Source organism: Humitalea rosea (assembly GCF_003253705.1).
GTDB lineage: Bacteria > Pseudomonadota > Alphaproteobacteria > Acetobacterales > Acetobacteraceae > Humitalea > Humitalea rosea.
In genome coordinates, this window is sequence record NZ_QKYU01000014.1 from 42997 (window position 1) to 69070 (window position 26074).

23 protein-coding genes are annotated in these 26074 nt (G+C 68.9%); 10 read left to right on the top strand and 13 right to left on the bottom strand.

Annotated elements, in window-relative coordinates; all coding sequences use genetic code 11:
* Positions 1–106: 106 nt before the first annotated feature.
* From C8P66_RS13120 to C8P66_RS13145, 6 genes are read left to right on the top strand one after another with little or no spacing between them, the layout of a single operon-like run.
* A complete protein-coding gene (locus tag C8P66_RS13120; protein WP_111398729.1) occupies positions 107–1231 on the top strand; it encodes a mandelate racemase/muconate lactonizing enzyme family protein in 1125 nt (374 codons plus the stop codon).
* On the top strand, positions 1228–2313 hold the full coding sequence (locus C8P66_RS13125) for a mandelate racemase/muconate lactonizing enzyme family protein (protein WP_111398730.1): 1086 nt from the start codon (positions 1228–1230) through the stop codon (positions 2311–2313). Before C8P66_RS13120 ends, C8P66_RS13125 begins: the two co-directional genes overlap by 4 nt.
* 56 nt (positions 2314–2369) lie before the next feature.
* On the top strand, positions 2370–3563 hold the full coding sequence (locus tag C8P66_RS13130; RefSeq protein ID WP_111398731.1) for an ABC transporter substrate-binding protein: 1194 nt from the start codon (positions 2370–2372) through the stop codon (positions 3561–3563).
* 26 nt (positions 3564–3589) lie between these two features.
* Positions 3590–4450, top strand: coding sequence for a branched-chain amino acid ABC transporter permease (locus C8P66_RS13135; RefSeq protein ID WP_111398732.1), 861 nt, complete (start codon positions 3590–3592; stop codon positions 4448–4450).
* A 56-nt stretch (positions 4451–4506) separates the two neighbouring features.
* Complete coding sequence (locus tag C8P66_RS13140) at positions 4507–6252, top strand: branched-chain amino acid ABC transporter ATP-binding protein/permease (RefSeq protein ID WP_211314134.1); 1746 nt, start codon at positions 4507–4509, stop codon at positions 6250–6252.
* Positions 6233–6982, top strand: coding sequence for an ABC transporter ATP-binding protein (locus tag C8P66_RS13145; protein ID WP_111398734.1), 750 nt, complete (start codon positions 6233–6235; stop codon positions 6980–6982). The genes C8P66_RS13140 and C8P66_RS13145 overlap by 20 nt, the downstream gene beginning before the upstream one ends.
* Before the next feature lie 7 nt (positions 6983–6989).
* Here C8P66_RS13145 and C8P66_RS13150 read toward each other — a convergent pair whose 3' ends face one another.
* The 11 genes from C8P66_RS13150 to C8P66_RS13200 form a co-directional block, all read right to left on the bottom strand.
* Positions 6990–7310, bottom strand: a complete 321-nt coding sequence (locus C8P66_RS13150; RefSeq protein WP_111398735.1) for a hypothetical protein — start codon at positions 7308–7310, stop codon at positions 6990–6992.
* Between the two features lie 60 nt (positions 7311–7370).
* The gene (locus C8P66_RS13155; protein WP_111398736.1) at positions 7371–8345 is read right to left on the bottom strand and encodes a tripartite tricarboxylate transporter substrate binding protein; all 975 of its coding nucleotides are present in this window, start codon (positions 8343–8345) and stop codon (positions 7371–7373) included.
* A complete protein-coding gene (locus C8P66_RS13160; RefSeq protein WP_211314135.1) occupies positions 8342–9943 on the bottom strand; it encodes a hydantoinase B/oxoprolinase family protein in 1602 nt (533 codons plus the stop codon). Before C8P66_RS13160 ends, C8P66_RS13155 begins: the two co-directional genes overlap by 4 nt.
* Positions 9940–11805, bottom strand: a complete 1866-nt coding sequence (locus tag C8P66_RS13165; RefSeq protein WP_158537241.1) for a hydantoinase/oxoprolinase family protein — start codon at positions 11803–11805, stop codon at positions 9940–9942. Before C8P66_RS13165 ends, C8P66_RS13160 begins: the two co-directional genes overlap by 4 nt.
* The gene (locus C8P66_RS13170) at positions 11802–13043 is read right to left on the bottom strand and encodes an NAD(P)/FAD-dependent oxidoreductase (protein WP_111398738.1); all 1242 of its coding nucleotides are present in this window, start codon (positions 13041–13043) and stop codon (positions 11802–11804) included. The genes C8P66_RS13165 and C8P66_RS13170 overlap by 4 nt, the downstream gene beginning before the upstream one ends.
* 13 nt (positions 13044–13056) lie before the next feature.
* Positions 13057–13794 carry an ABC transporter permease gene (locus tag C8P66_RS13175; protein WP_158537242.1) on the bottom strand — a complete coding sequence of 246 codons (738 nt, stop codon included), beginning with the start codon at positions 13792–13794 and terminating at the stop codon, positions 13057–13059.
* A gap of 38 nt (positions 13795–13832) precedes the next feature.
* Positions 13833–14798, bottom strand: a complete 966-nt coding sequence (locus tag C8P66_RS13180; protein ID WP_158537243.1) for an ABC transporter substrate-binding protein — start codon at positions 14796–14798, stop codon at positions 13833–13835.
* A gap of 23 nt (positions 14799–14821) precedes the next feature.
* Entirely contained in the window at positions 14822–15583 is a 762-nt protein-coding gene (locus C8P66_RS13185) for an ABC transporter permease (protein ID WP_111398741.1), read from the bottom strand.
* A complete protein-coding gene (locus C8P66_RS13190) occupies positions 15573–16346 on the bottom strand; it encodes an ABC transporter ATP-binding protein (protein WP_146422852.1) in 774 nt (257 codons plus the stop codon). The genes C8P66_RS13185 and C8P66_RS13190 overlap by 11 nt, the downstream gene beginning before the upstream one ends.
* 72 nt (positions 16347–16418) lie before the next feature.
* Complete coding sequence (locus tag C8P66_RS13195; RefSeq protein WP_211314136.1) at positions 16419–17843, bottom strand: glutamine synthetase family protein; 1425 nt, start codon at positions 17841–17843, stop codon at positions 16419–16421.
* Positions 17840–19162, bottom strand: coding sequence for an aromatic ring-hydroxylating dioxygenase subunit alpha (locus C8P66_RS13200; protein ID WP_111398743.1), 1323 nt, complete (start codon positions 19160–19162; stop codon positions 17840–17842). The genes C8P66_RS13195 and C8P66_RS13200 overlap by 4 nt, the downstream gene beginning before the upstream one ends.
* A gap of 135 nt (positions 19163–19297) precedes the next feature.
* Between C8P66_RS13200 and C8P66_RS13205 the strand changes: the two genes are divergently transcribed.
* The 3 genes from C8P66_RS13205 to C8P66_RS13215 all read left to right on the top strand — a co-directional run bounded on the left by C8P66_RS13205 (position 19298) and on the right by C8P66_RS13215 (position 22901).
* Positions 19298–20092, top strand: coding sequence for an IclR family transcriptional regulator domain-containing protein (locus tag C8P66_RS13205; RefSeq protein ID WP_111398744.1), 795 nt, complete (start codon positions 19298–19300; stop codon positions 20090–20092).
* A 131-nt stretch (positions 20093–20223) separates the two neighbouring features.
* Positions 20224–21198 carry an isopenicillin N synthase family dioxygenase gene (locus C8P66_RS13210; protein WP_111398745.1) on the top strand — a complete coding sequence of 325 codons (975 nt, stop codon included), beginning with the start codon at positions 20224–20226 and terminating at the stop codon, positions 21196–21198.
* A 119-nt stretch (positions 21199–21317) separates the two neighbouring features.
* The gene (locus tag C8P66_RS13215) at positions 21318–22901 is read left to right on the top strand and encodes an ABC transporter substrate-binding protein (RefSeq protein WP_158537244.1); all 1584 of its coding nucleotides are present in this window, start codon (positions 21318–21320) and stop codon (positions 22899–22901) included.
* Positions 22902–22916: 15 nt separating this feature from the next.
* On the opposite strand, the gene C8P66_RS13220 is transcribed toward C8P66_RS13215, so the two are convergent.
* Positions 22917–23813, bottom strand: coding sequence for a LysR substrate-binding domain-containing protein (locus C8P66_RS13220; RefSeq protein ID WP_111398747.1), 897 nt, complete (start codon positions 23811–23813; stop codon positions 22917–22919).
* 118 nt (positions 23814–23931) lie between these two features.
* Positions 23932–24795 carry an isocitrate lyase/PEP mutase family protein gene (locus tag C8P66_RS13225; RefSeq protein ID WP_111398748.1) on the bottom strand — a complete coding sequence of 288 codons (864 nt, stop codon included), beginning with the start codon at positions 24793–24795 and terminating at the stop codon, positions 23932–23934.
* A 261-nt stretch (positions 24796–25056) separates the two neighbouring features.
* On the opposite strand from C8P66_RS13225, the gene C8P66_RS13230 reads away from it, so the two are divergent.
* Entirely contained in the window at positions 25057–25503 is a 447-nt protein-coding gene (locus tag C8P66_RS13230) for a MarR family winged helix-turn-helix transcriptional regulator (protein WP_211314137.1), read from the top strand.
* Positions 25504–26074 lie beyond the last annotated feature (571 nt).

The following is a 26074-nucleotide window of genomic DNA, read 5'->3' on the forward strand; positions in this document are numbered from 1 at the left end:
ACTTACATCCAATCGATAATTTTTGGGTTGATCTTATTTTCATACGGCCCCAGGCTCCAGCCACTCCGCACAGATTCAGAAGGCGGGGACAGGTAATGGGACGTCCATGCGCATTACATCCATCGAGAGTTCCATCGTGGCGCTGCCCTTCACGATGGGGGGGCCGCAGCCCCTGTTCGCGGGCCAGCCATGGGACCGGCTTGAGATCCTGCTGGTCCGGGTCGAGACCGAGGATGGGCTGGTCGGCTGGGGCGAGGCCTTCGGCCATGCCGCCATTGCCTCCACCAAGGCCGCGTTGGACAGCATCGTGGCGCCCCTGGTGGTCGGCCGCGATGCCGGCGACATCAATGCGCTGACGCGTCTGGTGCTGCATGGCACGCATCTGCTCGGGCGGAACGGCCCCTTCGTCTATGCCTGGTCGGGGATCGAGATCGCACTGTGGGATCTGCTCGGCAAGCGCAGCGGGCAGCCGATCTGGCGCCTGCTCGGCGGCAGCACCCCAGGCCCGCTGCCGGCCTATTCCAGCCTGCTCTCCTATGGCGGGGATCTCGATCTGGTCACGCGCAACACCGCCGCCGCCCGGGCGCAGGGCTTTCGCGACATCAAGCTGCATGAGGTGACGCGCGAGGCGGTGCTGGCCGCCCAGGCCGCCGCCCCGGATGCCGCCATCATGCTGGACGTGAACTGCGCCTGGACACCGCCCATCGCCCGCGAGATGGCCGAGAGCCTCGCCGACACCGGCCTCGCCTGGCTGGAGGAGCCGGTCTGGCCGCCCGAGGATGCGGAGGGCCTGGCCAGCCTGCGGATGTATGGCATCCCGCTGACGGCGGGGGAGAACACCGCCGGCCTGTTCGGCTTCCGCACGCTGATGCAGGCCGGCGCCATCGACAAAGCCCAGCCCAGCGTCACCAAGATCGGCGGCATCGGTGAGATGGTTCAGGTCTTTGCCCTGGCCCGCGCCCATGGCGTCGAGGTGGTGCCGCATTGCCCCTATTTCGGCCCCGGCTTCATCGCCACCCTGCATATCGCCGCCGCCTTGGCCGAACGCCCCTTGATCGAGGTGCTGTGGATGGAGATGGAGGCCAATCCCTTCGACCCCTGGGTGCGCGCCAAGGATGGCAAGGTCGCGGTGCCGACCGGGCCCGGCCTTGGCTGTGACCCCGATCCCGCGGTGCTCGCGCGCTACACCAGGGCCCCGCCCACCCGCACCGAGGCGAGGGCCGCGGCATGAAGGTCACCTCCGTCGAGACCACCCCGCTCGTCATCACCTTGCCTGAACCGATCGGCAGCGCCCTCGGCCAGCTTGCGAGCTTCGGCTGCATCCTCGTCACGCTTCGCACGGATGAAGGCATCACCGGCGAGAATCTGATCTTCACCCTCAACGACCGCCGTACCAAGGTGCTGCGCCAGATGGTGGATGATCTCTCCGACATGATCATCGGCCGGGATGCCGGGCACATCGCCGGCTTCTGGGCGCGCGCCTGGACCGACATCAACTTCCTGGGCCACAAGGGCGTGTCGGTGGTCGGCATCTCGGCGATCGATGGCGCGCTGTGGGATGCGCTCGGCAAGGCCACCGGGCAGCCGATCTACCGCCTGCTCGGCGGCGCGAAGGATCGGGTGCCGGCCTATCACAGTGGCGGGCTCTGGCTGTCGCGCTCGGTGGATGAACTGGTGACGGAGGCACACTCCTTCGTCGGCCAGGGCTTCCGCGCGATGAAGATGCGCCTCGGCAGCGCCGATCCGAAGGTGGACGCCGCCCGGGTCCGTGCCGTGCGCGACGCGATCGGGCCGGACATCGCGCTGATGGCCGATGCCAACCAGGGCCAGACCGAGGCCCAGGCCATCCGCCTCGGCCGCATGCTGGAGGAATTCAACCTCACCTGGTTCGAGGAGCCGCTGCCCGCCTGGGACCTGGACGGCCTGGCGCGGGTGGCCGAGGCGCTCGACACGCCGATCGCGAGCGGGGAGACGGAATACACCCGCTACGGCTTCCGCCGGATGCTGGAGCTGCGCTCGGCCGATATCCTGATGCCCGATCTGCAACGGGTCGGCGGCGTCAGCGAATTCATGCGGGTGGGCCATATGGCCGAGGCGCATGATGTCGCGGTGTCGAGCCATCTGTTCCCGGAGACCAGCATCCAGGTGCTCGGTGCGCTGTCGAACAGCATCTACCTCGAATACATGCCATGGTTTTCCCCGCTCTACTCAGAGCCGCTCAGCTTCGAGGCCGGGAATGCGCTGGTGCCGGAACGTCCCGGCTGGGGCTTCACCTTCAACCAGGACTACGTCCGGCACCTGAAGGGCCAATAAACCCGGCGCCGCCACGACGGATCGCCGGAGCAATCACTAAACAGGAGGACGACACCATGAAGATCACACGCCGCGGTTTGACCCTGGGCGGGGCCGGTTTGGCCACTGCCTCCGGCCTCGGGCTGTCCGCCCCAGCCCTCGCGCAGAGCGAGCCCATCCGCATCGGCTGGCTCGCCGCGCTGACCGGCCCCAGCTCTGCCCCCGCCATCGGCTTCGACCGCGGCATCCGCCATGCGACGGATGCGATCAACGCCGCCGGCGGCATTGGTGGCCGCCAGATCGAGCTGGTGGTCCGCGACACCCAGGGCGATCCGACCAAGGCCGTGAACGCGGCGCAGGAAATGATCAGCCGCGCCCGCGTGCATGCCATCTGGGGCCCCACCAACTCCGGTGAATCGCTGGCCACCACGCCGATCATCGGCCGCGCGAAGATGCCGAACCTGCATCCCTGCTTCGTGGACACGCTGATCGATCCGGCGCGCTATCCCAACGCCTTCCGCATGGCGCCCTCCAACAGCCAGATCGATGACGCCGTCAGCGATTACGGCGTGAACATCCTGAAGCTGAAGAAGTTCGCCGTGGTCGGCGACACCACCGGCTATGGCACCACCACGGTCAACAGCTCCTCCGCCGCCTTCGCCAAGCGCAATGCGGAAGTGGTCTATCGCGGCCAGATCGATGCGACGCAGCCCGACCTGACCCCCGACATGCTGCGCATGCGCAATGCGGGCGCGGAGGCGATCACGATCTGGACCGTCTCCCCCGGCCTCATCTCCCGCATCATGAACGTCCGCGCCACCATGGGCTGGGACGTGCCGCTGATCGGCCATCCGGCGATGGGTTCGGGCGAGGTCGGCCAGCTGATCGCCAAGCCGCAGAACTGGGAGAAGACCTACATCCTGGGCTTCAAGAACTGCAGCTACGGCCCCGACGGCAAGCTGCCGGGCCATGTGCAGACCTTCGTGGACAGCATCCAGGGCAAGATCAACCTGGACGACAGCACCCTGTGGTGGATCGTATGCGGCGTCGACGCCATCAACGTCATCGCCTCCGCGGTGCGGGAATCCGGTGGCACCGATCCGTTGAAGATGATCGACTTCTGGAACAAGCAGAATCCGTATCCGGGGCTCTACGCCAGCTACACCTGGACGCCGCAGCAGCATAACGGCCTGCCGCAGAGCGATCTCGTCATGTCGGAAGCCAATTCGCAGCGTCAGGGCGCCTACAAGCTCGCGCCCGGCTACGTCTGATCGACTGAAAAGGGACGCCCGGGGCCATGCTGCCTGCCATCCTCCTGTCAGGCCTCGCGGTCGGCGCCGTTTATGCGCTGATCGGAGTGACCTACAATGTCATGTTCTCGGCGTCCCGCGTCATGAGCTTCACCGCCGGGCAATTGGGTATGCTCGGCGGCGTGCTCGGGGCCGCCTTCATCGGCGTCCTCGGGCTGCCATCGATCGTTGGTTTCGTACTCACCCTCGCGGGCTGTGCCCTCGTGGGTGTGGCGACCGAGATCATCGCCGTTCGCCCCGTGCTGAAAAGCCTGGAGCAGCACCTGTACGTGCTCTCAACCCTGGCGCTGGCGCTGCTGATCCAGCAGTTCACCGCCATCAACTGGAGCACCGAACCGCAGCCCTTCCCCACCCTCCTGGGGTTCCGGGACGGCGGTGTGGGGGATGAGAAGTTCTGGCTTCCGATCGCGGCCTGCGCCGCGACGGTGGTCGGACTGGAATTGCTGTATCGCCGCACCCTGATCGGCCGCGCCTTCCTCGCCATCGCCGAGGACAACTTCGCTGCCCGCGCCCTCGGCCTGCCGGAGCGCAACCTGCGGATGGCAAGCTATGCGCTCGCCGGCGTCATCGGCGGCCTCGCGGGCTTCGCCTCGGGGCAGTTGCTGCTGGCCTTCTTCGCCAATGGCGCAATGCTGAACTTCTACGGCTTCGTGCCGGTCGCCCTCGGCGGCCTCGGCAACAATCGCGGCGCCATCATCAGCGGCCTCGGCCTCGGCGTGTTTCAGCAGGCGGCGAATTTCACCGTCGGCGGCGTCTTTGCCTCGGTCGCGGTGTTCAGCGTCTTCATCATCGTGCTGCTGGTGGCACCGCAGGGCCTGTTCGGCGCCCCGGCGCAGCGCCGGGTATGAGCGCCGTGACCAACGCCCCCGCCCGGCCGGCAGCGGCCAAGCGCGGAAGCATGGGTATGCTCCGCCAGCTCCTGCCCTTCCTTGGCATCCTTGCCGCGGCGCTGATCCTGCCCGCGGTCAGCAATGACTACTGGACCCTGATCGCGACGCGTGCCGCGATCTATTGGGTACTGGTCTCGGGCCTCAACCTCGTGGTCGGCTTCGCGGGGCAGCTTGCGATCGGCTGGGTCGCGATGCTGACCCTCGGCGCCTATACGACCAGCGTGCTGGTGTTGGGCAATGTCACCACCCCCTTCCCGGCCTTCGTCGCCTTGGCCATCGCCTCGGCGGTCGGTGCGGTGTTCGGCTTCATCGTCGGGCTGCCGGCCCTGCGCCTGCGGACCTTCTACTTCGCGATGACGACGCTCGGCTTCGCCACCATCGTGACGCAGATCGCGCTGGCCTGGCAGGATGTCACCGGCGGCGGCATCGGCGTCCCCGGTCCGGTGCTGCCGGCACCGTTCGACACCATCATCGGCTTCTATCTGTTCTGCCTGGGCGTTGCGGTGTTCTGCACCTGGATCACCGCGAATGTGGCCCATAGCCGCTTCGGTCGGTCGCTGGTCGCGATCCGCGATGCGGATGTGGCGGCGGAATCGGCGGGCATCTCCAAGCCCCTGCTGCTGGGCTCGGTGTTCCTCTTCGCCGGGGCCTGCGCGGGCTTCGCGGGCGGGCTCTTCGCCACGCTGCAATCCTACATCAGCCCCGAGGCCTTCACCTTCGAACTGTCGGTGATGTTCTTCATCTCGATCCTGATCGGCGGGCGCGGGTCGATCCTCGGGCCGCTGATCGCGACCATCGTGCTGACCTGGCTGCCGGAATTCGCGGCACCGCTGGTGGTGTGGTCCACCTTCCTCTACGCGGCGCTGCTTCTGCTGATCGTGCTGGCCGTGCCGGGCGGGATCGCCTCGCTGCTGGACTTCCGCAGCCGGCGGAAGATCGAGGCGGATCGCACCATCATCCCCCGCCCCGAACTGCTGCCCGAGATCCTCGGCGATCGCACCACCCCGGGCGCCATCACGCTCAAGAACGTGGTGCTCAGCTTCGGTGGGGTGCGGGCCATCGACGGGTTGGATCTGGCGATCGAACCGGGCCAGGTGCATGGGCTGATCGGGCCGAACGGCTCGGGCAAGACCACCACGCTCAACGTCATCTGCGGCTTCTACAGGCCGGAGGCCGGCAGCGTGACCTTGGGGACCAAGCCCCTCGCCGTGGGCGCGCCGCATACCCGCGCCGCCGAAGGCATCGCCCGCACCTTCCAGACGCCGCGTCTGATCGGTGAAGCCTCCGTGTTGCAGAACGTCATGGTTGGCGGCGCGATCCGTGGGCAGGGCAGCTTCGTCGAATCCCTGCTGAGCCTGCCGCGCCATCGGCGCGACGAGGCGATGTTGCGGCACGACGCGATGCTGGCGCTGAACATCGTCGGCCTCGGCGGCTTGGCCGAGGTTCGCGCGGATCGTTTGCAGCACAGCGAACTCCGCTTCCTGGAAATCGCCCGCGCCCTGATGCTGCGCCCGCGCTTCCTGTTGCTGGACGAACCCGCCGCCGGCCTGTCGGTGGAGGAGATCCGCTGCCTCGGGCTGCTGATCCGCGCGATCAGCCGCCAGGGCACCGGGGTGCTGCTCGTCGAGCACCATGCCGATCTGATTTTCGACATTTGTGATCACGTCACGGTGCTGAACCTCGGTCGCGAGCTCGCGGCCGGCACACCGGCCGAGATCCGCGTGCATTCGGAGGTGGTCAGTGCCTATCTCGGTTCCTGAAACCCTGCTCGAGGTCAGCGGGATCGAGGCCGGCTACGGCAAGATCGCCGTGCTCCATGGCATCGACATGCGGATCGCCCCCGGCGAGGTGGTCTCCCTGCTCGGCCCCAATGGTGCGGGCAAGACCACGCTGCTGCGCGCCATCGCGGGGCTGCTGCCCTGGACGGCGGGCAGCGTGCGCTTCGATGGCCGCGACATGCGGGATGCGGGGCCGCGGGAATCCGCGCGCGCCGGGCTCGTGCATGTGATCGAGGGCCATCGCGTCTTCACCCAGATCAGCGTGACCGACAATCTGCTGCTCGCGGCCTATGACCTGCCACGGCGCGAGCGCGCGGCGCGGATCGAGGAGGTCCTCGAAACCTTCCCCGAGATCGCCGCCAAGCGCCACGACAAGGGGGGCGCCTTGAGCGGCGGCCAGCAGCAGATGCTGGCGGTGGCCCAGGGGCTGATCCGGCGCCCGCGGCTGCTGATGCTGGATGAGCCCTCGGCCGGGCTGTCGCCCGTGCTGGTGGATCGTGTGCTGGCCGTGGTCAGTGACCTGCGCGCGGCCGGCACCGCCGTGCTGCTGGTGGAACAGCTGATCGAGAAGGCGCTGGCGGTCTCCGATCGCGTCTATGCGATGGCGCAAGGGCGGATCGTGCTGGAAGCGAAGGCCAATGAGGCCGACCTGCCGCACCGGCTGGAACGGGCCTACTTCGGCCAGGACGTTCCGACCGCGCTGCACGCCTGAAGCAGGATCAAATCTTGCCGGTCATCTTCGCGAAGACCATGCGATCCTTGTTGTCCTGCATCAGCATGGTGAAGCCCGTGATGGTCTCGAGGCCGAGACCACGCGGGAGCCCGGTATCGGGGTCGGCGACGATCTTGCCATAGGCCTCGCCGGACATTTTCTCCCATTTTCCGGCGGGCTTCTTCACCTCGATATTCACGACCGTGGCCTTGAGCACCATGCGCACGATCGCCTCCTTGGGCGCGCGTGGCTTGGTCAGGCAGGGGTTGCCGCCGATCATCTGCCAGCCATTGGCCAGCGCCCAGCCGGTCAGTTCGTCCTTGTCCATGTCCAGGCCTTCCGGTTGGGAGGCCTGTCATATGGACCGGGACCGCACGAAGCAACCAGGTCAGTTCAACGTCACATTCCCGGCCCGCACCACCTCGCCCCAGCGCTTCGTCTCCGCCGCCACGAAGGCGGTGAAATCGGCGGGCGTGGTCGCCTCGATGATGAAGCCCTGGGAAGCGAAGCTGTCGCGGATCTCGGGCGCGAGCATGGCGGCCTTCACCTCGGTGTACAGCTTCTCGACGATCTCGGGCGGCGTGCCGGCCGGTGCGAACAACCCTTGCCAGGAGGCCGCCTCGAAGCCCGGCAGCCCGGCCTCGTCCATGGTCGGCACCTCGGGCAACAGGGGATGGCGGGTCATCGAGGTCACCGCCAGCGGGCGGATGGTGCCGGCGCGGTTCTGCGGCAGCATGACCAGGAAGTCGCCGAAGCTGGAGGCCACCTGCCCGCCCATCAGATCGGTCAGCGCCTGGGCCGAGCCGCGATAGGGCACGTGGATCAGGCTCACCCCCGCCATCTGCTCGAACAACACCCCGGTCAGATGCATCGAGGTGCCATTGCCCGGCGTCGCATAGGTGAGGGTGCCCGGTGCCGCCTTGGCCGCCGCGATGTAGCCGGCCAGGTCCCGCACCGGCATCGCCGGGTTCACCACCAGCACCAGCGGCGCGGACACGAGCCGGGAGATCGGCGCGAAGGAGGTCACCGGATCATAGGCGAGGTTGCGGAACAGGCTGCCGGCGATCGCGTTGCTGCCGGTCACGCCCATCAGCAAGGTCAGCCCGTCAGGCGGCGATTTGGCCACGTGATCCGACCCCGTGGTGCCGCCGGCGCCGGCCTTGTTCTCGACCAGAACGGTCTGCCCCAGGCTGGTGGTGAGCCGCTCGGCCAGCCGCCGGGCAAGCGAATCAGTGCTGCCGCCCGGCGGGAAGGGCACCACGATGCGGATCGGCCGCGCCGGCCAGGGCTGCGCCAGTGCCGGCGTGGCAAGGCCGATGGCGGCAAGGGCGCCCAGCGCGCGGCGGGTGAGGACAGGCGTCATGTCGATTCTCCTTGGGGTGTCCGGGGGCGGCCCCAACCGCCGCCACCCGCCGTTTCGATGATGAAGAGCTGGCCCGCCTCCCAGGGGATGCGGGCCTTGGACGGCAAGTGCCGCACGCCGCCGTCCGGCGTGATGATGCGGGCCGCGGCTGGGGCCCCCGCCCCGCCCCCCTGCGCGCCCGGCGCGCCGGAGAGGTGCCGCTCGCCGCGATAGGAGATCTCGGCGTGGCCGGAGAGCAGGCGATAGACCCGGCGCACCCCCTCCCCGCCCGGATGCAGCCCGCTGCCGCCCGATCCGGCGCGACAGGCGATCTCCTCGACGCGGACGGGGCCGGCGCGTTCCAGCATCTCGGCGGGTAGGTTGCGGGCGTTGGAGACATCGGCCGAAAGCGCGGGCAGCCCCGGCCCCAGCGGCCCGCCACCAGCACCGCCGGCCAGGATCTCGGTGAACATCCAGGGCGTGCCCGCCTCGTCACGCCCACCGAAGGACAGCACCACCGCGACCCCGGCATTGGGCGCCGGCACCGGCACCGGGGAGAGCCGCGCATGGGCGGCAAACAGCGCGTTGCAGGCGAGCTTGACCGTGGCCGTGCGCGCATTCACCGCCGCCGGGAAGCGCGGATTGACGACGCTGCCCTCCGGCAAGGTCAGGTCGAGCAGCTCCAGCAGCCCGTGATTGGCGGGCGCCTCCGGCGCGATCCGCCGCAGCAGCGCGAAACAGGCGGCGAGCAGGCCGGACGGGGCCGCGTTGACCGGCCCCTCGGTCTGCGGCGCCGACCCGGTGAAATCGACCGCGAGCCGTGGCCCCGGCAGGCGGCGCAGGGTCACGCGCAGCGGCACCGGCGTCGCGCTGCGGCCATCGCCCTCCAGCGCATCCTCGGCGCTGGCCTCCGCCTCCGGCAGGGTGTCGAGGGCGCTGGCCAACGTGTCTCGCGCCTCGTCGAGCAAGGACTGCCCGGCGGCGGCGAAGGCATCCGCCCCCATCGCCCCGGCCATGGCGGCGAGTTCGCGCGCGGCCAGCGACACCGCCGCCCATTGCGCCGCAAGATCGCCGGCCAGCATGCCCGGCGTGCGGCTATTGGCGGCCAGGATGGTGGCGATGCCGGCATCCTCCACCCCGCCCCGGCGCCAGAGCAGCGGGGGCAGCCGCAACCCCTCCTGGAAGATGTCCTTGGCATCCGGCGGCACCGAGCCCGGCGCGATGCCGCCGACATCCTGGTGGTGCAGGATGGTCGCGGCGATGGCGATGACGCGCCCCTCGGCGATGGCCGGGCGGGCGACGATCAGATCGGGCAGATGCGTGCCGCCGGACCAGGGGTCGTTGGTCAGCAGCCCATCGCCCTCGGCCAGGTTTTTTGCCGGGAAGGCGGCGAGCAGCCCGGCGATGGCCGGGATCATGCCGCCCAGCAACAAGGGCAGCGAATGCGCCTGGGCCAGCACCCGGCCATCCGGCAGGAACAAGGCGGCGGCGCAATCCATCCCCTCCCGCGCGACCGGCGAGAGGGCCGCGGCGAGCAGGCTGTCCTGCATGCGATCGGCCAGGCCCTCCAGCGCCAGGCGGTGGATGTCGCGCTCCGCGGCGGCCTGGAGGCTGGTCAACCCACCGCCTCCAGCAGCAAGGCGCCATCGGCACGGGGGGTCGCCATCCAGCCGGGCGGCACCCGGATGGTGGCGTCGATACCATCGAGAAGCAGCGGGCCGGCGGCCGGGGCATTCAGCGCATGGCGCGGCAGGGCGCCGGGGCGTGCGGCCGCCACCGTGACGGGCAAGCGGCCCGGCGAGGGCCCGAGCACGGCCCGCGCCAGGCTGCGCAAGGCCAGGATGCGCCGGGCGCCACCGGGCGCATGGCCACGGCGGGCCGCATGTTCGGCATCGAAACGGGCGGCCAGGGTCTCGATGGCCTCCCCCGGCCGCCAGGGAATGGGCAGGGTCTCGGACTGGCCGGCATAGGCCATTTCCAACACGTGCCGCGCTTCGGCCGCGATGCCCCAGGTGGCGAGCTTTTGCGTCAGCGCCGCGGCCTGCGTCGCCGCCGGCGCCAGCAACTCGGCGATGGCGTCGAGCGGCAGGTCGCAGGGTTGTTCCAGCCCCGCCCCCGCGGGCGCCATCGCGAGCCCGGTCGCCGAAAGCAGCCCCGGTGCCGGCGGCACCAGCACGCGCCGCGTCCCCATCCGCGCGGCGATCGCCGCCGCATGCAGCGGCCCGGCGCCGCCGCCCGCGACCAGCACGGCCCGCACCGGATCGATGCCACGCCGCAGCGCGATGCGGCGCGCCTGTTCGGCAATGCTGGCCTCGGCCAGAGCCAGGGCCGGCAGCCCATCGGCCGTGCCGAAGACCGCATGCAGCGCCGCGCGCGCCGCCGCGACATCCAGCGCAAGGCCCGAGAGCGTCTCCGGCAACCAGCCCGCCGCCAGCGCCGCATCGGTCAGCGTCGCGGTGTCGCCGCCGCAACAGGCCGGCCGCGCGGCGGGGCCGAGGCGAATGCGCCCCCCCTCCAGACGCAGCGTGGTGCCGCCGCCAAGCGGCAGGCTTTCGATGTCGAGCGAGGGGCAGCGCAGCCGCAGATCGCCGATGCCGATCTCCCGCGCCGGCAGTGGCCGGCCCGATCGGACCAGGCTGATCTCCGTCGTGGTGCCGCCCATGTCGAGGCCGATGGCATCGCCCTCGGCCCAGGCGGCGACCGCCAGCACCCCGGCGGCGGGGCCGGACATGGCAAGACCCAGCGGCTGTGCCAGCGCCTCGGCCAGCGGCGCCACGGCGCCCTCGGCGCGCAGGACCCAGGGGGCGGTGTCGAAGCCCGCCAGCGCCTCCGCCAGCAGCGGTTTCAGCGCGGCATCGGCCAGTGTCGCCAGCATGCGCTCGAATTCACGCAACCCCGGATCGACGCGATGCGAGAGAGAAAGGCGCAGGTCGGGCCGTGCGATGGCAATGGCCTCGGCCACCGCAAGCTCATGCAGGGGGTTCAGCGGGGAGAACAACAGGCAGATCGCAACGGCTGCGCCCTGCGGCAGCCGCGACAGCCGGTCCAGCGCCACGGTGCCGAGCGGCACCGCCTCCTCTCCCTTCGGCCCGATGCGGCCCGCGACCTCGATCCGCCAGCCGCGCGGCGCGAGCCAGGGCGGCGTCGGCGGCGGCGGATACAGCGCATCCGGGTTGCGCCGCGACTGCCGCCCAAGCTCGGGCACGTCGCAGAACCCCTGCGTGGTGACGAGCGCGACCGGGGATGCCGTGCCGCTGGCCAAAGCATTGGTCGCAAGGGTGGTCGAAAGCCGCAGCCGCGCCACCTCGGCTGCCGCGATGCCCATCTCCCCGAGCAGCGCCGCGATCAGCGACGGCAGCGCCATGCCCGGCGGATGCGCCCGCTTGAGCAGCAGCGGCGCGCGCCCCGGCGCATGCGCCACGACATCGACGAAGCTGCCGCCCACATCACAGGCGATGTCATAGGCAGCCGCGATGCTCACGCCGCGAACCGCGTCGGCGCGAAGGGCGCGAGGTCGATCTGCGGCGCGCGGCCGGCGACCAGATTGGCAATCTCGCGCCCGGTGCTGGCGGCACCGCACATGCCGATATGGCCATGGCCGAAGGCGAACCAGGCATTGTCGACACGCGGCGCGCGGCCGATCACCGGCAGGCTGTCGGGCAGGCAGGGTCGGTGGCCCATCCACTCGCTGGTGCGGGACACGTCCAGATGCGGGAACATCGCCTTGCCATGCTGCAACAGCACCTGTGCGCGGCGAAAATCCGGCGCCGCGCGCAGCCCGGCGAATTCGACCGAGCCCGCAAGCCGCAGACCCATGCTCATGGGATTCACCATGAGGTTGTGCTCGACCGCCATCACCGTGTGGCGTAGCGCGAGATTGTTGCTCTGGACGGTGACGTGATAGCCGCGTTGCGTTTCCAGTGGGATCGACGGGCCGAGCCTGTCGGCGATCCGGGCTGACCAGGCGCCGCCGGCCAGCACCACGCCGTCACAGGCCATGGTCTCGCCGCCGTCCAGCACCAGGCCGGTGACGCTTCCCCCCGCCTGGCGGAAGCCGGTGACGCGCCGGCGGACGACCGTCGCACCATCGCGCTCGCATTGGGCAAAGATCGCACGGGTCAGTGCGGCGGGATCGAGGGTGGAACCATTCTCGGGCGCCAATATCCCGAAGCGGAACTGCCCTTTCAGATCCGGTTCCAGCGCGACCAGCTCCTCTTCAGCCACATCGCGCATGGTGACGCCGAGGGAGCGCCGCAGCCCCATCCCCCAGGCCCATTGCCGTGCCGCCTCCTGCCCCGAATAGACATAGAGGCAGCCGCTGCGCGTCATCAGCGCCGTGGCGCCGGCGCGTTGCAACAAGGGTTCGTAGCACTCGAAGATCGGCGTCAGCAGGCCACGCAGGGCGGTTGCGATCCGCACCACCTCATCGCGTGAGGAATGCTTCAGGAAGCGCAGCAGCCAGGGGGCGGCAACGGGCGCATACCACCAGCGCACCGCCAGCGGCCCCAAGGGGTCGAGCAGCCATTGCGGCACCTTCTTCCACATCCCCGGCATGCCAACGGGAAGGCAGGCGGAGGGCGAAAGCGAACCGGCATTGCCGAAGGAGGTCGCCTCTGCCGGCCCCAAGGGATCGACGAAGCTGACCCGGTGCCCATCGCGCTGCAGCCAGGCTGCCGTGGCCGTGCCGACGATGCCATTGCCGATGACCGCGATATGCATGCCCTGTCGCCCCTCAGCCATCGGCCTGTCGTCCCATCGCGAACCACCAATGGATGGTTCGGTGCTCCATCACCAGGAAGGCGCGATTCAGCCCATAGCCGAGCACCGCCAGCACCAGCACGGTCGCGTAGATCTCCGGCGCCCGGCCAGCGAACTGCATCATCACCAGGTAGTGGCCGATGCCCTGTTCGCCCGCGATCATCTCGGCCACCACTGCCACCACCAGCGCGAGCGCCAACGACACGCGAAACCCGGCGAGGATGTAGGGCAGCACCGCCGGCAGCGTGATCCGCAGCGCCCGGCGCAACGGCCCGATGCCGAAAGTGCGGCCCATGGCCAGGGTATCGGCCTCCACCGCGGCGACGCCCTGCATGGTATTGGTCAGCACCGGGAAGAACACGGTCAGCGCCACCACCGTCACCTTCATGGTGTTGTCGAGCCCGAGGAAGAGCACCAGCGGCGGGATCACCGCCGGGATCGGGATCGGGCGCACCAGCTCCACCATCGGGCCGAACAGCCGCGCCGTCATCGGCAGCGTCGCGAAGAGCATCCCCACGACCACGCCGGCAGCCCCGCCCGCGGCGAGCCCCGCCGCCATCCGCCACAAGGTGCCGCCGACCAGCAGGGGCAGTTCGCCGGTCAGCGTGTCATGCGCCAGCGCCACCAGCACATCGGTCAGCGGCGGCCAGTTCGGCGTATGCATCCAATCCAGCCGCGCCGAGACCTCCCACAGCAACAGCAGGCACGCCACCAGGACAACGCCGGAGGAAGGCCGTGCCGAAAGCCGCATCAGACCGCGGCGGTGCGGAAGATGAGCGAGGAGGTCGCGGGATAGGTCCCGGTCATGCCGAAATGCTTCATGCTGACCAGCAGATCGTCGAGCTCGCCCGGCGTGACGCCCTTGGGATAGGCCGGAAGCGCAACCTGGCGCAGACGCTCGATCGGCACGCGGGAGAAGCCCGCGATCAGTTCCAGCAGCACCGGATCGGTCAGCCGTGCATTCACCCAATCGACGCCGCGATGCAGCGCGCGGCCGAAGCGATCGAAGACTTCGCCATGCGCGTTCAGTTCATCCTTCATCGCGACATATTGCGCATTGGTACCGCCGGGCGCGGTTTCGCTGATCGGCCAGCCGATCCGCTCCAGCGTGTCGCCATGGGTCGCCAGCGCCCCGGCGACGAAGGGTTCGCTCAGGATCGCCGCATCGATCCGCCCGCCGGCCAGCGCATCGGCCATCTGCGGGAAGGGCACCTCGACGGTGGTGACGCGGTGCCAGTCGCCGCCGGTCTTCTCGACCCAGGCCATGCCGCGCAGCCAGACAATGTTGTTGCGGGTGTTGGAGGCGATGCGCTTGCCCTCCAGATCCTTGCCCGACCGGATACCGGACCCCTTCTTCGCCATCACGGCGAAGATGTCGGGCGGGGTCATCGCCCCGCGCGAGGCGCCGGAGACGAAGCGGAAATCCAGCCCCTCACGCACGCCAAGCAGGATCGAGACGGTGTTGGAGAAGGTGACCTGGAACTGCCCGGCGATCAGCCCGGGCAGGCCTGTCGCCCCGCCCGTGGTGGTGGAGGTGTCGATCTCGATGCCTTCGGCGGCGAAATAGCCTTCGCGGATCGCCGCATGCAGCGGGGCGACATCCAGCACCGGGATGACGCTGACGCGCAGCTTGGTCAGGTTCTGGCCAAGCAGCGGCGGGGCGGCGAGCGGCAGGGCAGCGAGGGTGAGCGCGGCGCGGCGGGTGATCTGGGTCATGGGCGGGTTCTCCTCATGGGACATCATGGACGAAGCGCCGGCTGCCAATGCAGGGCCCGGCGTTCGACGAACAGGAACAGGCCGTTCAGCGCGAGCCCGACCACGGCCAGGATGACCAGCCAGGCATACATCTGCCGAATGAGAAAGCTGCGCTGCATGTCGAGGATGAGGAAGCCGAGCCCCCCCTGCCCCGTCAGCATTTCGGCCAGCACCGCCAACACCAGCGCAAGGCCGAGGCTGATGCGCATCCCCGCCAGGATGAAGGGCAGCGCCGCGGGCAGCACCAGATGCAGCAAGGTATGCGCCGGCCCCCAGCCATGGGTGCGCGCAGCATCGAGCATCACCCGATCCACCCCACGCACGCCCTGCAGCGTGTTCACCAGCACCGGGAAGAGCACGGCGAGCGAGACCGAGGTGATCTTCATCGTCTCGCCGATGCCGAGGAACAGCATCAGCGCCGGCACCAGCGCCGCCTTGGGAATCGGGCGCAGCAGTTCCACCAGCGGCTCCAGCAGCCGGAACGCCGCCGGGAACCAGCCCATCGCGAGCCCCACGGCGATGCCAAGCACGCTGCCGATGGCAAAGCCGGCAAAGACCAGGCGCAGGGTCGCGAACAGCGGCTCCAGCACCTCCCCCGATTCCAGCAGCCCCCAGAGCACCGGCGCGATCGCCGAGGGCGCAGGCATCAACGCGCGGCGGATCAGGCCGGCATTCACCGCCGCCTCCAGCCCCGCCAGCAGCAGCGCCAGCACCACGAGGCCTGGCCAGATCCGGCTAAGCTTCATGGCGCGCCAGCAAGGTGTTGAGCAGTTGGTGCCGCAATTGCAGGAAGCGCGGCAGCTCGCGCGTGGTGACCGGATCGCGCGGGCGGGCAATGCCGACCTCCAGCAACTGCGCCACGCTGGCCGGGCGCTGGGTCAGCACGGCGATGCGGTCGGCCAAAGTGATCGCCTCCTCCACATCATGCGTCACCAGCAGCACCGTCAATTGGCGCCGCGTCCATATGTCGAGGATCAGCGCCTGAAGGTCGAGCCGGGTCAGCGCATCCACCGCGCTGAAGGGCTCGTCCATCAGCAGCATCGCGGGCTCGGCCGCCAGCGCGCGCGCGATGGCGACCCGCTGCTGCATGCCGCCCGACAATTGCCAGGGGAAGTGGTCGCCGAACCCCGCGAGCCCGACCTGGCCCAGTTGCACCTCCGCCACATCGCGTGCGCGGCGGCGGCCGAGGCGGTGTTCCACGGCGAAGCCGACATTGTCGCGCACATTGCGCCAGGGCAGCAGCGAGCGGGTGTATTGCTGGAAGACATAGACCGCTTCCGGCGGTGGCGCGGAAATACGGCGGCCGGCGATGCGGACCTCGCCCGCACTGACCGGCAACAGCCCGGCCGCCATCTGCAACAGCGTGGATTTGCCGCAGCCGGAGGGGCCGAGCACCGCCATGAACTCACCCTGCCGCACCGCAAGCGAGACGCCATCCATCACCCGCGCCGGCGGACCGGAACGGCTGGGGAAGTCCTTGGTAACGGCGTTCAGTTCCAGGAAATCCACGATCGCTCCTGACCTGTTCGCCGTGTACTGCGCCCCTGTCGCGGGCCGGGTCTGTCGCCCGGCGCCGTTTCCTCAAAACAGTTCGAAATACTCGCGGTGTTCCCAGGCGGTCACCTCTGCCTCGAAGCGCGCGATCTCGGCGCGCTTGATGCGAAGGAGGTAGTCGATGAAGCCGCTGCCGAATTTTTGCCGCGCGACGGTGCTCTGCGCCAGGGCCTCGACGGCCTCCGCCAGGCTGCGCGGCAGCATCGCGGCCTCAGTTTCATACGGCGTATCGGCCGAGGGGCCGGGGTCGCGTTTTTCCGCGATGCCATCCAGCCCGAAGGCCAGTTGCGAGGCGAGATAGAGATAGGGATTCGCCGCCGGCTCTCCGACCCGGTTTTCCAGCCGCGTCGCGGCATCGCCCGGCGTGCCGAGCGCGCGCACCATCACGCCGCGATTGTCGACGGCCCAGATCGCGCGGTCCGGCGCCAGCGAATAGGGCCGGTAGCGGCGATAGCCGTTGATGGTCGGCGTCGAGAAGACCGCGGCCGCGCGCGCATGGTGCAGCAGCCCGCCGAGGTAGTGCATCGCCGTCTCCGACAGCAGCGCGCCATTGTCGCCGATGAACGCATTCATGCCCGTCGCGCGGCTGACCAGGGACTGGTGCAGATGCCAGCCGCTGGACATGACATTGGGGATCTTCGGGCGACACATGAAGGTCGCGTGGTAGCCATGCCGCCGCGCGACCTGCTTCACCGCCGAGCGGAACAGCATCATCAGATCGGCCGAGGCGAGGCCCCCCTGCGCCTGGAAGGTGAATTCGACCTGGCTCGGCCCGTATTCGACCTCCATGGAGCGCAGCGGCAGGCCGAGCGCCTGCACCTCGCGCCGCAGGATCTCCAGCGCCGGATCAAGCTGGTCGTAGCGCAACTCAGTCAGGTAGTTGTAGCCCTGGGTCAGCAATTCCACATCCGGCGGCGTGCCGGGCTGGCCGGAATCCTCGGGCGCGAGACGAGGGTCGAGCAGCTTGAAGAGATGGAACTCCACCTCGATCCCGGCGATGTAGTCGAAGCCCGCCGCCTCGGCCTCGGCGATGATCCGCTTCAGCAGCCCACGGGTGGAATGGGGCACCACGCGGCCATCAGGAAAATGCGCCTCGCAGAGCATCCAGCCGCTGTGCGGCGCCCAGGGCAGCACATGGAAGGTCGAAGGGTCGGGGATGAGCAGCACATCGGCGCCGCCCTCCATCGCCTTGTCGCCAAAGGCGCCGCCGGCGGTGAAGACCGGGAAGACGGTGCGGTGCGAGGTATCCTTCAGCAGCAGGGTCGTGGTCATCGCCACGCCCTCGCTCAAGGTGCGCTTCGCCTCGGAGGCGACGATCGTCTTGCCGCGCAGCATGCCATGCTGATCGGGGAAGACGAGGCGGATGACGCCGAGTCCGGCCGCCTCGATCTGGCGGAGGACATCGGCACGGGCGGCCTCGCTGTGCAGCCCGTGGCGTTCGGAAAAGCTCACTCCGCGGCGAGCGCCGGAGGAGCCCAGGGGGCGGCGCCGCGGCGGCGGGTCACCGCATCTTTCCAGTGCTGTTCCCAGATCGCCTTCGGCGCCATGCCATCGATGGTGCCGGGGCCGGTCAGGCTGGCGGTGGCCGCATCCTGCATCAGCGCCGGGCGGCGGCCCTCCTCGATCGCGGCCATGGCGCGCAGCAGCAGGCGGCGATTGGCGGCGATGGCCTTGTCGGTGCTGGCCAGATGCTCACGGGTGCGGTCCTGGATCTTGCCCTGCGATTCCACCGCCCATTGGTCGTGGGTGTTGATGTCCTCGCCCATGCCCGTGTAGGTCGCGCTGGCCTGCTCCTCGGCATCGAAGCCGTAGTCATCGTGCCGCCCGCGCTTCGGCAAATAATCCGGCAGGCTGTAGGAGGCGAGGCGCTGGCCACGCATCGCCGCATGGTCCACCGGACCCGCGAAGCTCGTGAAGATCGCGATCCAGTAGCAGCTCTCATCATCCACCGGCATGTGCCACTGGGTGATGGTCATCTCCGAACTCATCGGGATGACGAAGGCCTGCGGGAAGAACAGGTTCGTCACCCGCACATGCATCGTCGCATCGTTGATCTCGCGCAGCGCGAACAGCCGCAGCCCGTAATCGGTGTTCTCCACCTCGATCCGCGGGCGGGAGAACTCGCGCAGCACATAGGTCATCGGCAGGTCGGAGCCATCCGAGGTCGCGCGGAACTGCTTGCCATAGGCATCGGCCGCATCGCCGTCATCGAAGAAGCGATGCAGGAAGGAGGCATGCGCGGGGTCGATGCCGACCTCCAGCGCCTGCAGCCAGTTGCAGTCGATCAGCCCCTTGAAGGCGAAGGTATGTGTGGCCGGTGCCGCGAAGCAATCGAAGGCGGGAAAAGGCGGCGCCTCGCCCTCACCGAGGTAGGCGAAGACGATGCCGCTGCGTTCCTCGACCGGATAGGCGCGCTGGTGGATGCGGCTGCACAGCGTGCTGCCCACCGGTTCGGCCGGCGTGTCGAGACAGGCACCCGCGGCGTCGAACAGCCAGCCGTGGAAGGGGCAGCGCAGCCCGCCATCCTCCAGCCGTCCAAAGGCCAGGTCCGCGCCACGATGCGGGCAGTCGCGATCGAGCAGGCCAAGGCGCCCCGTCTCGTCCCGGAACAACACAAAGTCCTGGCCAAGCGCGCGCACCGCGCGCACCGGGCGCTTGGGGTCCAACTCGTCGAGCAAGGCGATCGGCTGCCAGTAGTGGCGCAGCACGTGGCCGCCCGGCGTGCCCGGGCCAACACGCGTCAGGCGCTCATTCTGTTCGGCGGAGATCATCGCGGGTGCCCCCGGTAAACGACGGTCGGAATAACAGCTGTTCGATGACCGAACACTTGTGCGATATTAGCAATCGCCGCGCGGCAGGCGCAAGCCTCCCATGCGAGGAGAAGTGGGCAAAAAGGAACGCAGACCATGGCGCGGCTTCGCCCGCAGGACGCCGAACGCCGGCGGGCCGCGGGGCCGGATTTCCTTGAAGCGCTGGCACGCGGCCTCGCCGTGCTGCAGGCCTTCGGCCCGGAGCGGCGGCAAATGACGCTGGCCGAGGTCGCGCGCGTGGTGGACCTGCCGCGCGCCACCGCGCGCCGCGCGCTGCTGACCCTGGCCCAGCTTGGCCATCTGGAGACGGATGGGCGGCTGTTCCGCCTGACGCCGCGGGTACTGCGGCTCGCGGCCGGCTACCTCGGCGGCAATGGCGCCTCCACGATCCTGCAACCGCGCTGCGAGCGGCTGAGCCTCGCGATCGGCGAACCCTGTTCGGCCGCGGTGCTGGATGGTGAGGAGATCGTCTTCATCGCCTATGGCCAGCCGACGCCGATGCTGAACGTCACCACCATAGTCGGCTGGCGCCTGCCGGCCTTCTGCACCGCGCTCGGCCGCGTGCTGCTCGCCGGGCTGCCGGATGCGGAGCTTGAGGCCTTCCTCGCCAGGCTGCGGCCCGAGCCAGTGACGCGGCTCACCGAACTCGACCCGGCCGCGATCCGCGCCCAGGTGCTGGAGACGCGGGCGCAGGGCTTCGCACTCGTGGATCAGGAGGCGGAGATCGGCTTCCGCTCCCTCGCCGTGCCGCTTCGGCGCTACGATGGCCGCGTGGTCGCGGCGCTGAACCTCGGGATGCATACCGAGCGCGGCTCGGCGGTGATCCTGCACGAACGGGTGCTGCCCTTGCTGCGGGCGGAGGCGGAGGAGATCAGCGCGCAGCTGGTGTGATCTCGTCCTCAGGATGAATTTCTCTCATCCATCACTGAGTTCTTCTGGTTTGACCCCGCCCCGGCCGGCCGTGAGTGTAACACGTCGAAGGCGGGGGCAACGGGCTCTCGCGGCTGATCGGCGGAGCCCCCATGACCGAACCCAACGCCACGACTCCCGAAATCCCCGTCATCGACCTCGGCGCCTTCCTCGCCGGCGAGCCAGGTGCGGCCGAGGCCACCGCGGCCAAGTTGCGCGAGACCTGCGAGACGGTCGGCTTCATGTACATCAGCAACCATGGTGTGCCGCAGGAGCTGATCGACCGCACCTTCGCGACCGCCGCGGCCTTCCATGCGCAGCCGATCGAGAAAAAGATGGAGCTGATGGTCGACAAGGCCATGCAGGGCTATCTGCCGATCCGCGGCAGCACCTCGCGCGCCTCGGCGATCGTGACCAACCCGGAGCCGAACGAAAACGAGGCCTTCTTCATCAAGCGTGAGGGCAAGGACGCTGAGGAGAGCAACCGCTGGCCCGACCTGCCCGGCTTCCGTGAATCGGCCCTCGCCTATTACGCGGCGCTTGAGACGCTGGCGCAGAAGATGCTGCCGCTCTACGCGCTGGCGTTGGACCTGCCGGCCGACTACTTCGCCGAAAAATGCGACGCGCCCTTCAGCACGCTGCGCCTTAGCCATTATCCGCCGGTGAAGGCCTATGCCGAGAACCAGTTCGGCATCGCCCCGCACACGGATTCCACCTTCCTCACCCTGCTCGCGCAGAACAAGGTGCAGGGCTTGCAGATCCGCCGCCAGGACGGCGTCTGGATCGACGCGCCGGTGATCGAGGGCACCTTCATCGTCAATACCGGCGATATCCTGAACCGCTGGACCAATGGACGTTTCCTCTCGACGCCGCACCGCGCCTTCAACGTCTCCGACCAGCCGCGCTACGCCATTCCGTATTTCTTTCATCCAAATGCGAACACGCTGGTGGAATGCCTGCCGAGCTGCGCCATCGAAGGCGAGGCCCCGCGCTTTCCTGCCCAGACCACGGCGGAATACATGGCCTGGTTCCGTGGCCGGAACTACGATCACCTGCGCAAGGCCGAGCCGGCCATCGCCGCGGAATAAGGTTGCCTATCCGGCCCGGCACAAAGCCTGGGCCGGCATCTGTTCGGCGCAACGACGCCAAAGCCACGCCCCACACGGCCTTCCAGATGCAGCCCACAGCTTTGATGGAGAGGCCCGTTATGATTCTGCGCCGTATGGCCCGCGCGCTCGCGCTTGTGCCGATTGCCCTGTCCGCGGCCCTGGGGGCCGCGCGGGCGGAGCAAACCCTGCGGGTGTCGCTGAACACCGAACTTCAGGTGCTCGACCCGATCGTCACCACGATCAATGCGACCCGCGTCTTTGCCTACCTCGTCTACGACACGCTCTTCGCGATCGACGCCGATGGGAACTACCAGCCCCAGATGGTCGATACCTACACGATCAGCGACGACAGCCTGACCTATCGCTTCCATTTGCGCGACGGGCTGGAATGGAGCGATGGCAAGCCGGTGACGGCCGAGGATGCCGTCGCCTCCATCCGCCGCTGGGCGCAGCGCGAGGCCTTGGGCGTGCAGATCATGCGCGTCGCCGAAAGCCTGAACGTCATCGACGCCCGCACCTTTGAGCTGAAGCTGCGCGAGCCCTATGCCTATGTCCTCGAAGCGCTGGGCAAGCCTGGTCACACCATCCCGGTGATGATGCCGGCGCGGCTGGCCAATCTGCCTGCCTCCGCAGCGGTGCCCGAGGTGGTCGGTTCCGGCCCCTTCCTGTTCGACCAGGCGGGCTGGCGGCCAGGCGAGCGTGCGACCTTCCGCCGCAACCCGCGCTACCACCCCCGCGCCGAACCCGCCTCGGGCCTCGCCGGTGGCAAGGTCGTGCATTTCGACCGGGTCGATCTGATCTCGATGCCTGACCAGGCGACGCGCGTCGCAGCACTGCAGGCCAATGAGATGGACTTCCTGGAGATCATCCCGGCCGACTTCATCGCGCCGATGCGGCGCAACCGGAACATCACCTTGGCCCAGCCGAGCGGCGCCGGGCAGATCATGGCGATCATCGGCCTCAATCACGCGCAGCCGCCCTTCAACAATCCGCTGGTCCGCCGCGCAGCACAGGCGGCGGTGATCCAGGAGGAGGTGGTGGCCTCGATCGGGCTGCCGCCGGAGATGTACCTGAACTCCTGCGAATCCCTCTACATGTGCAACACACCGAGCCAGTCCAGCGCCGGCGCCGCGATCTTCCAGAATGCGGGGACCGAGCGGGCGCGCGCCTTGTTGCGTGAGTCCGGCTACAACAACGAACCGGTGGTGTTCCTGCATTCGCAGAGCTCGGCGCTGCTGAACCCGATGGGCCTGGTCATCGCCGACCAGATGAAGCGAGCCGGCTTCAACGTGCAGCTGGCGACATCGGATTACGCGACCGTCGCCCAGCGCCGCTTCAACCGTGGCCCGGTCAACGAAGGCGGCTGGAGCGTCGTCAACATCATCTGGAATGGTGTCGACCTCGTGAACCCGCTGGCCAATCCTGGCGTCGCCTACAACTGCGCCGATTATTCGGGCTGGACCTGCGATGAGCGCCAGACCGAGCTCATCACCAAGCTGGCCCGCGCGCGGACGGCGGAGGAACGCGCCAAGCTCGCCGACGAGTTGCAATTGGCCTTCCACGACAACGTCAACTACATCCTGGGCGGCCAGTTCTCGGCCCCGGCCGCCTATCGGGCGGAGCTGCAGAACGTGATCGAATTCCCGATCGCGGTGTTCTGGAACATGTCCCGCCGCCAGTGAGCCGCCCGCCGGGGCTCAGCGATCGCGCTGGCGATCGTTCTGGGCCTCGGCGAGCAGCCAGTCGCGCAGCAGCAGCGTCGCCTGCGCCTTCTCCGGCGCGGGCGTCGTATAGACGAGCCAGTCGGGCTCCTCGGTCAGTGCGACATCGAACAGCATGACGAGCCGGCCGGTCTGCAGATCCTCCGCGACCAGGTTCGCGAAGAACAGCATCACCCCCATGCCCGAGACAGTCGCGATATAGGCGAGGTTCATATCCTCGAACTTGATGCCCCGGCTGGCATCGACCTCCGGGACCTTGGCCAGCCGCAGCCAGCGCCGCCAATCGCCCTTGCGCTTGCGCGAATGGATGAGGCTGTCCGGGTCGAGCTGCGCGGGCTGGGTGATCGGCCCGCGGCCGGCGAGGTAGCGTGGGCTGCACACCGCAACGAGCCGCCCATCGAACAGCCGCGCCGGCTCCGTTTTGGCCAAAGGCGCCGCGCCATGGGTGATGGCGAGGTCGAAGCGCCTCGGCTGCAACGCCGGCGGCGGCCCGCCCTCGGCGGACAGCTCCAGGGTGATCGAGGGGTGACGTGCGGCGAGCCGCGGCAGCCGCGGCACCAGCCAGCGCATGGCAAGGTTGGTCGAGGCATAGACCCTGAGGTTGGCCGGGTCGTTCGCGGCGAAGAGCACCCGCGTGTCATCCTCCATCCGCCGGAACGCCTCGGCGAGGGAGCGTTGATAGGCCTGGCCGCGTGCGGTCAGCGTGACCTCACGGTGCTGCCGATCGAACAGCCGGGCGCCGAGAAACTCCTCCAACTGGCGGATCTGGTGGCTGATCGCACCGGGGGTCACCCCCAGCTCCTCGGCGGCGATGGTGAAGCTCAGGTGCCGACCAGCCGCCTCAAAGGCGCGCAGGCTGCGCAGGGGCGGCAAGCGGGTGACGATGGGGGCGGCTCCTTCGATGAAGGGGCGAGTATCGTCGCCTTGGCGCAGGCATCAACGCGCAATGCGTGGGGGTCAGGATAAAACCCCTGGCCCCCCATGAAGGCCATCAGCCCGGCAGGATGAAACGCCGCGCCTGATCATCGTAGTCGGCATAGCCCAAGGTCGTGCGAAGCTCCGGCGGAGGCATCGCGCTGGCTGCCTCCGCCGCGCCGGCGGCCAATGCCGCGAGCCCGGCCTTCATGCCCGCCGCCACAGGTGCGAGCAGCCCGGTCGGGTAGGTGCCGATCTTGAAGCCCAGCGCGGCGGCTTCCGTCTGCGACGGCGTCGCGCGCGGGGCGCCGGGGGAGAGGACGGCGAAGGACGGCCGCCCGGCCGCGGCGGCCACAGCGCGCAGAACCTCGGCGTCATCTGCGGGGGAATCGAGGAACAGGATATCGGCGCCCTCCTCCACGAACATCTCGATCCGCACGACCGCTTCATCGATGCCCCGTGTCGGGCGGCAATCGGTCCGCGCCAGGATCAGGATGCCGGACTCCTTGGCCGCTTCCACCGCTGCCCGCAGCTTCATCCGGGCCTCCTCCCGCGGGAGGCAGGGCTTGCCAGCCGCGGTCAGCGCCCGAGGGGTGATCTTGTCCTCGATCAGGATCGCGGCGGCGCCGGCGCGGCCATAGGCGCGCACCGTGCGCTGTACGTTCATGGCATTGCCGTAGCCATGGTCGCCATCGGCCAGCACCAGCAGGTCCGGCGCGGCGCCGCGCACCATGTTGAACGAGTCCATCATCTCGCCGAAGGAGATCAGATCGAGGTCCGGCCCGCCGAGGCGGCTGGCCGCCACGCAGGACCCGGAAAGGAAGGCGGTGCGGAACCCGGCGTTGGCTGTCAGCTTGGCGCTCAACCCGTCCCAGACGGCCGGCATCACGACAAATCCAGGTTCGGCCAGCAAGGCGCGCAGGCGGTCAGGGGGGGTCATGGCGTTTCCTCAGAATGATGTCTTGGCGTGACGGTATCGCCATCGCGGCTCCTCACCAAGACACCCCGGCCGGGGGATTTTCGTATGCGGGCCACCCTGTAGCGCCTTCTGCCGGGCATGCCGGTTCTCCGGGCGAGGCAGGTTGAGATGGCTGCGCAGTGTCGCCCCTTCATACTCCGCCCGAAACAGGCCGCGATTGACCTCGGGCGTGGCTTGCCGCACCTCCATCGGACAGGCGAAGGTGAGGAGACGCGGTTGGCAGTGACCAAGACGCCTGCTGAGCGGCCCTGGCCACTGGCTCAGCGGCCAGGCTTCCTTATCCGACGCCTTCACCAGATCCATGTGGCGCTTTTCACGCGCAACTGCGCCGAGTTCGGAATCACGCCGCTTCAGTACAGCCTGCTGGGCGCGCTCGCGCGCCGGGGGGAGGCCGATCAGACCACCTTGGCCGAGGATGTCGCGCTCGACCGGACGACAACCGCCGGCGCAATCCGGCGACTGGAGACGCGCGGCCTGGTTCGTCGCACGGTCTTCGCCGATGACAGGCGCGCGCGACTCTGTGCCTGTACCGAGCCAGGGCTGGAATTGCTCGCGGCAATCGAACCCTCGGCGCGCGCGGCGCATGACGAAACCTTGGCCGGCCTCAGCGCCGCTGAGCAGAAGGTCTTGGTGGCGTTGATGCGACGGCTCGTGGCGGCGGCCGGCTGAGACCAGCCGGCATCGACCCGTCGCTGCTCGGCTCGGCGTACTCCGGCAAGGATGCCGCAAACAGCGCCATATGCCTCAATACCGGAGGCAGATCCCGCGCGCCCTGGCACATGCCCGGGTCACCCGCGGCTCACACATGGTTGGTGCGCGCGGCGGTGCCAGGGCATGACGAGGGCTATGGCCATGGCATGTGTGGCGGGTAGCGCAAATCGTTCTGTCATCGGCGATGATGACGCAATGGCCCGGCCGCGCTCCTCGGGGCGGCGTCGCCCGTCAGAGGCGTCCGCCGACTTTGACGTGCTGCACACCAGCCTTCCAAACGGCCAGGGAAAGTGCACTGCGAAACATTGGCACGAATTGTGCTTTCCCGACTTGTGAAGTGTGCGCGATAAATTATCGAGTATGCGTGATAATTGAAGGCTCGTCCGACATCTCTCGGCGGGTCCCAGCGGGGGCTAGGACATGCGGGCGTCGAGGGACATCGCGACTGTCGCAACAAGAGGCGGGGCTGTCGTGCTTGGCGGGTGGCCCTGCTCCGCGGCGACAAGATCCCTGACCCCGCCACGGCTCC

Coding starts and splice junctions, on each gene's coding strand:
- C8P66_RS13120 (WP_111398729.1), top strand. CDS start 107: ATGCGCATTACATCCATCGAGAGTTCCATCGTGGCGCTGCCCTTCACG.
- C8P66_RS13125 (WP_111398730.1), top strand. CDS start 1,228: ATGAAGGTCACCTCCGTCGAGACCACCCCGCTCGTCATCACCTTGCCT.
- C8P66_RS13130 (WP_111398731.1), top strand. CDS start 2,370: ATGAAGATCACACGCCGCGGTTTGACCCTGGGCGGGGCCGGTTTGGCC.
- C8P66_RS13135 (WP_111398732.1), top strand. CDS start 3,590: ATGCTGCCTGCCATCCTCCTGTCAGGCCTCGCGGTCGGCGCCGTTTAT.
- C8P66_RS13140 (WP_211314134.1), top strand. CDS start 4,507: ATGCTCCGCCAGCTCCTGCCCTTCCTTGGCATCCTTGCCGCGGCGCTG.
- C8P66_RS13150 (WP_111398735.1), bottom strand. CDS start 7,310: ATGGACAAGGACGAACTGACCGGCTGGGCGCTGGCCAATGGCTGGCAG.
- C8P66_RS13155 (WP_111398736.1), bottom strand. CDS start 8,345: ATGACGCCTGTCCTCACCCGCCGCGCGCTGGGCGCCCTTGCCGCCATC.
- C8P66_RS13170 (WP_111398738.1), bottom strand. CDS start 13,043: ATGCATATCGCGGTCATCGGCAATGGCATCGTCGGCACGGCCACGGCA.
- C8P66_RS13180 (WP_158537243.1), bottom strand. CDS start 14,798: ATGACCCAGATCACCCGCCGCGCCGCGCTCACCCTCGCTGCCCTGCCG.
- C8P66_RS13185 (WP_111398741.1), bottom strand. CDS start 15,583: ATGAAGCTTAGCCGGATCTGGCCAGGCCTCGTGGTGCTGGCGCTGCTG.
- C8P66_RS13200 (WP_111398743.1), bottom strand. CDS start 19,162: ATGATCTCCGCCGAACAGAATGAGCGCCTGACGCGTGTTGGCCCGGGC.
- C8P66_RS13205 (WP_111398744.1), top strand. CDS start 19,298: ATGGCGCGGCTTCGCCCGCAGGACGCCGAACGCCGGCGGGCCGCGGGG.
- C8P66_RS13210 (WP_111398745.1), top strand. CDS start 20,224: ATGACCGAACCCAACGCCACGACTCCCGAAATCCCCGTCATCGACCTC.
- C8P66_RS13215 (WP_158537244.1), top strand. CDS start 21,318: ATGATTCTGCGCCGTATGGCCCGCGCGCTCGCGCTTGTGCCGATTGCC.
- C8P66_RS13225 (WP_111398748.1), bottom strand. CDS start 24,795: ATGACCCCCCCTGACCGCCTGCGCGCCTTGCTGGCCGAACCTGGATTT.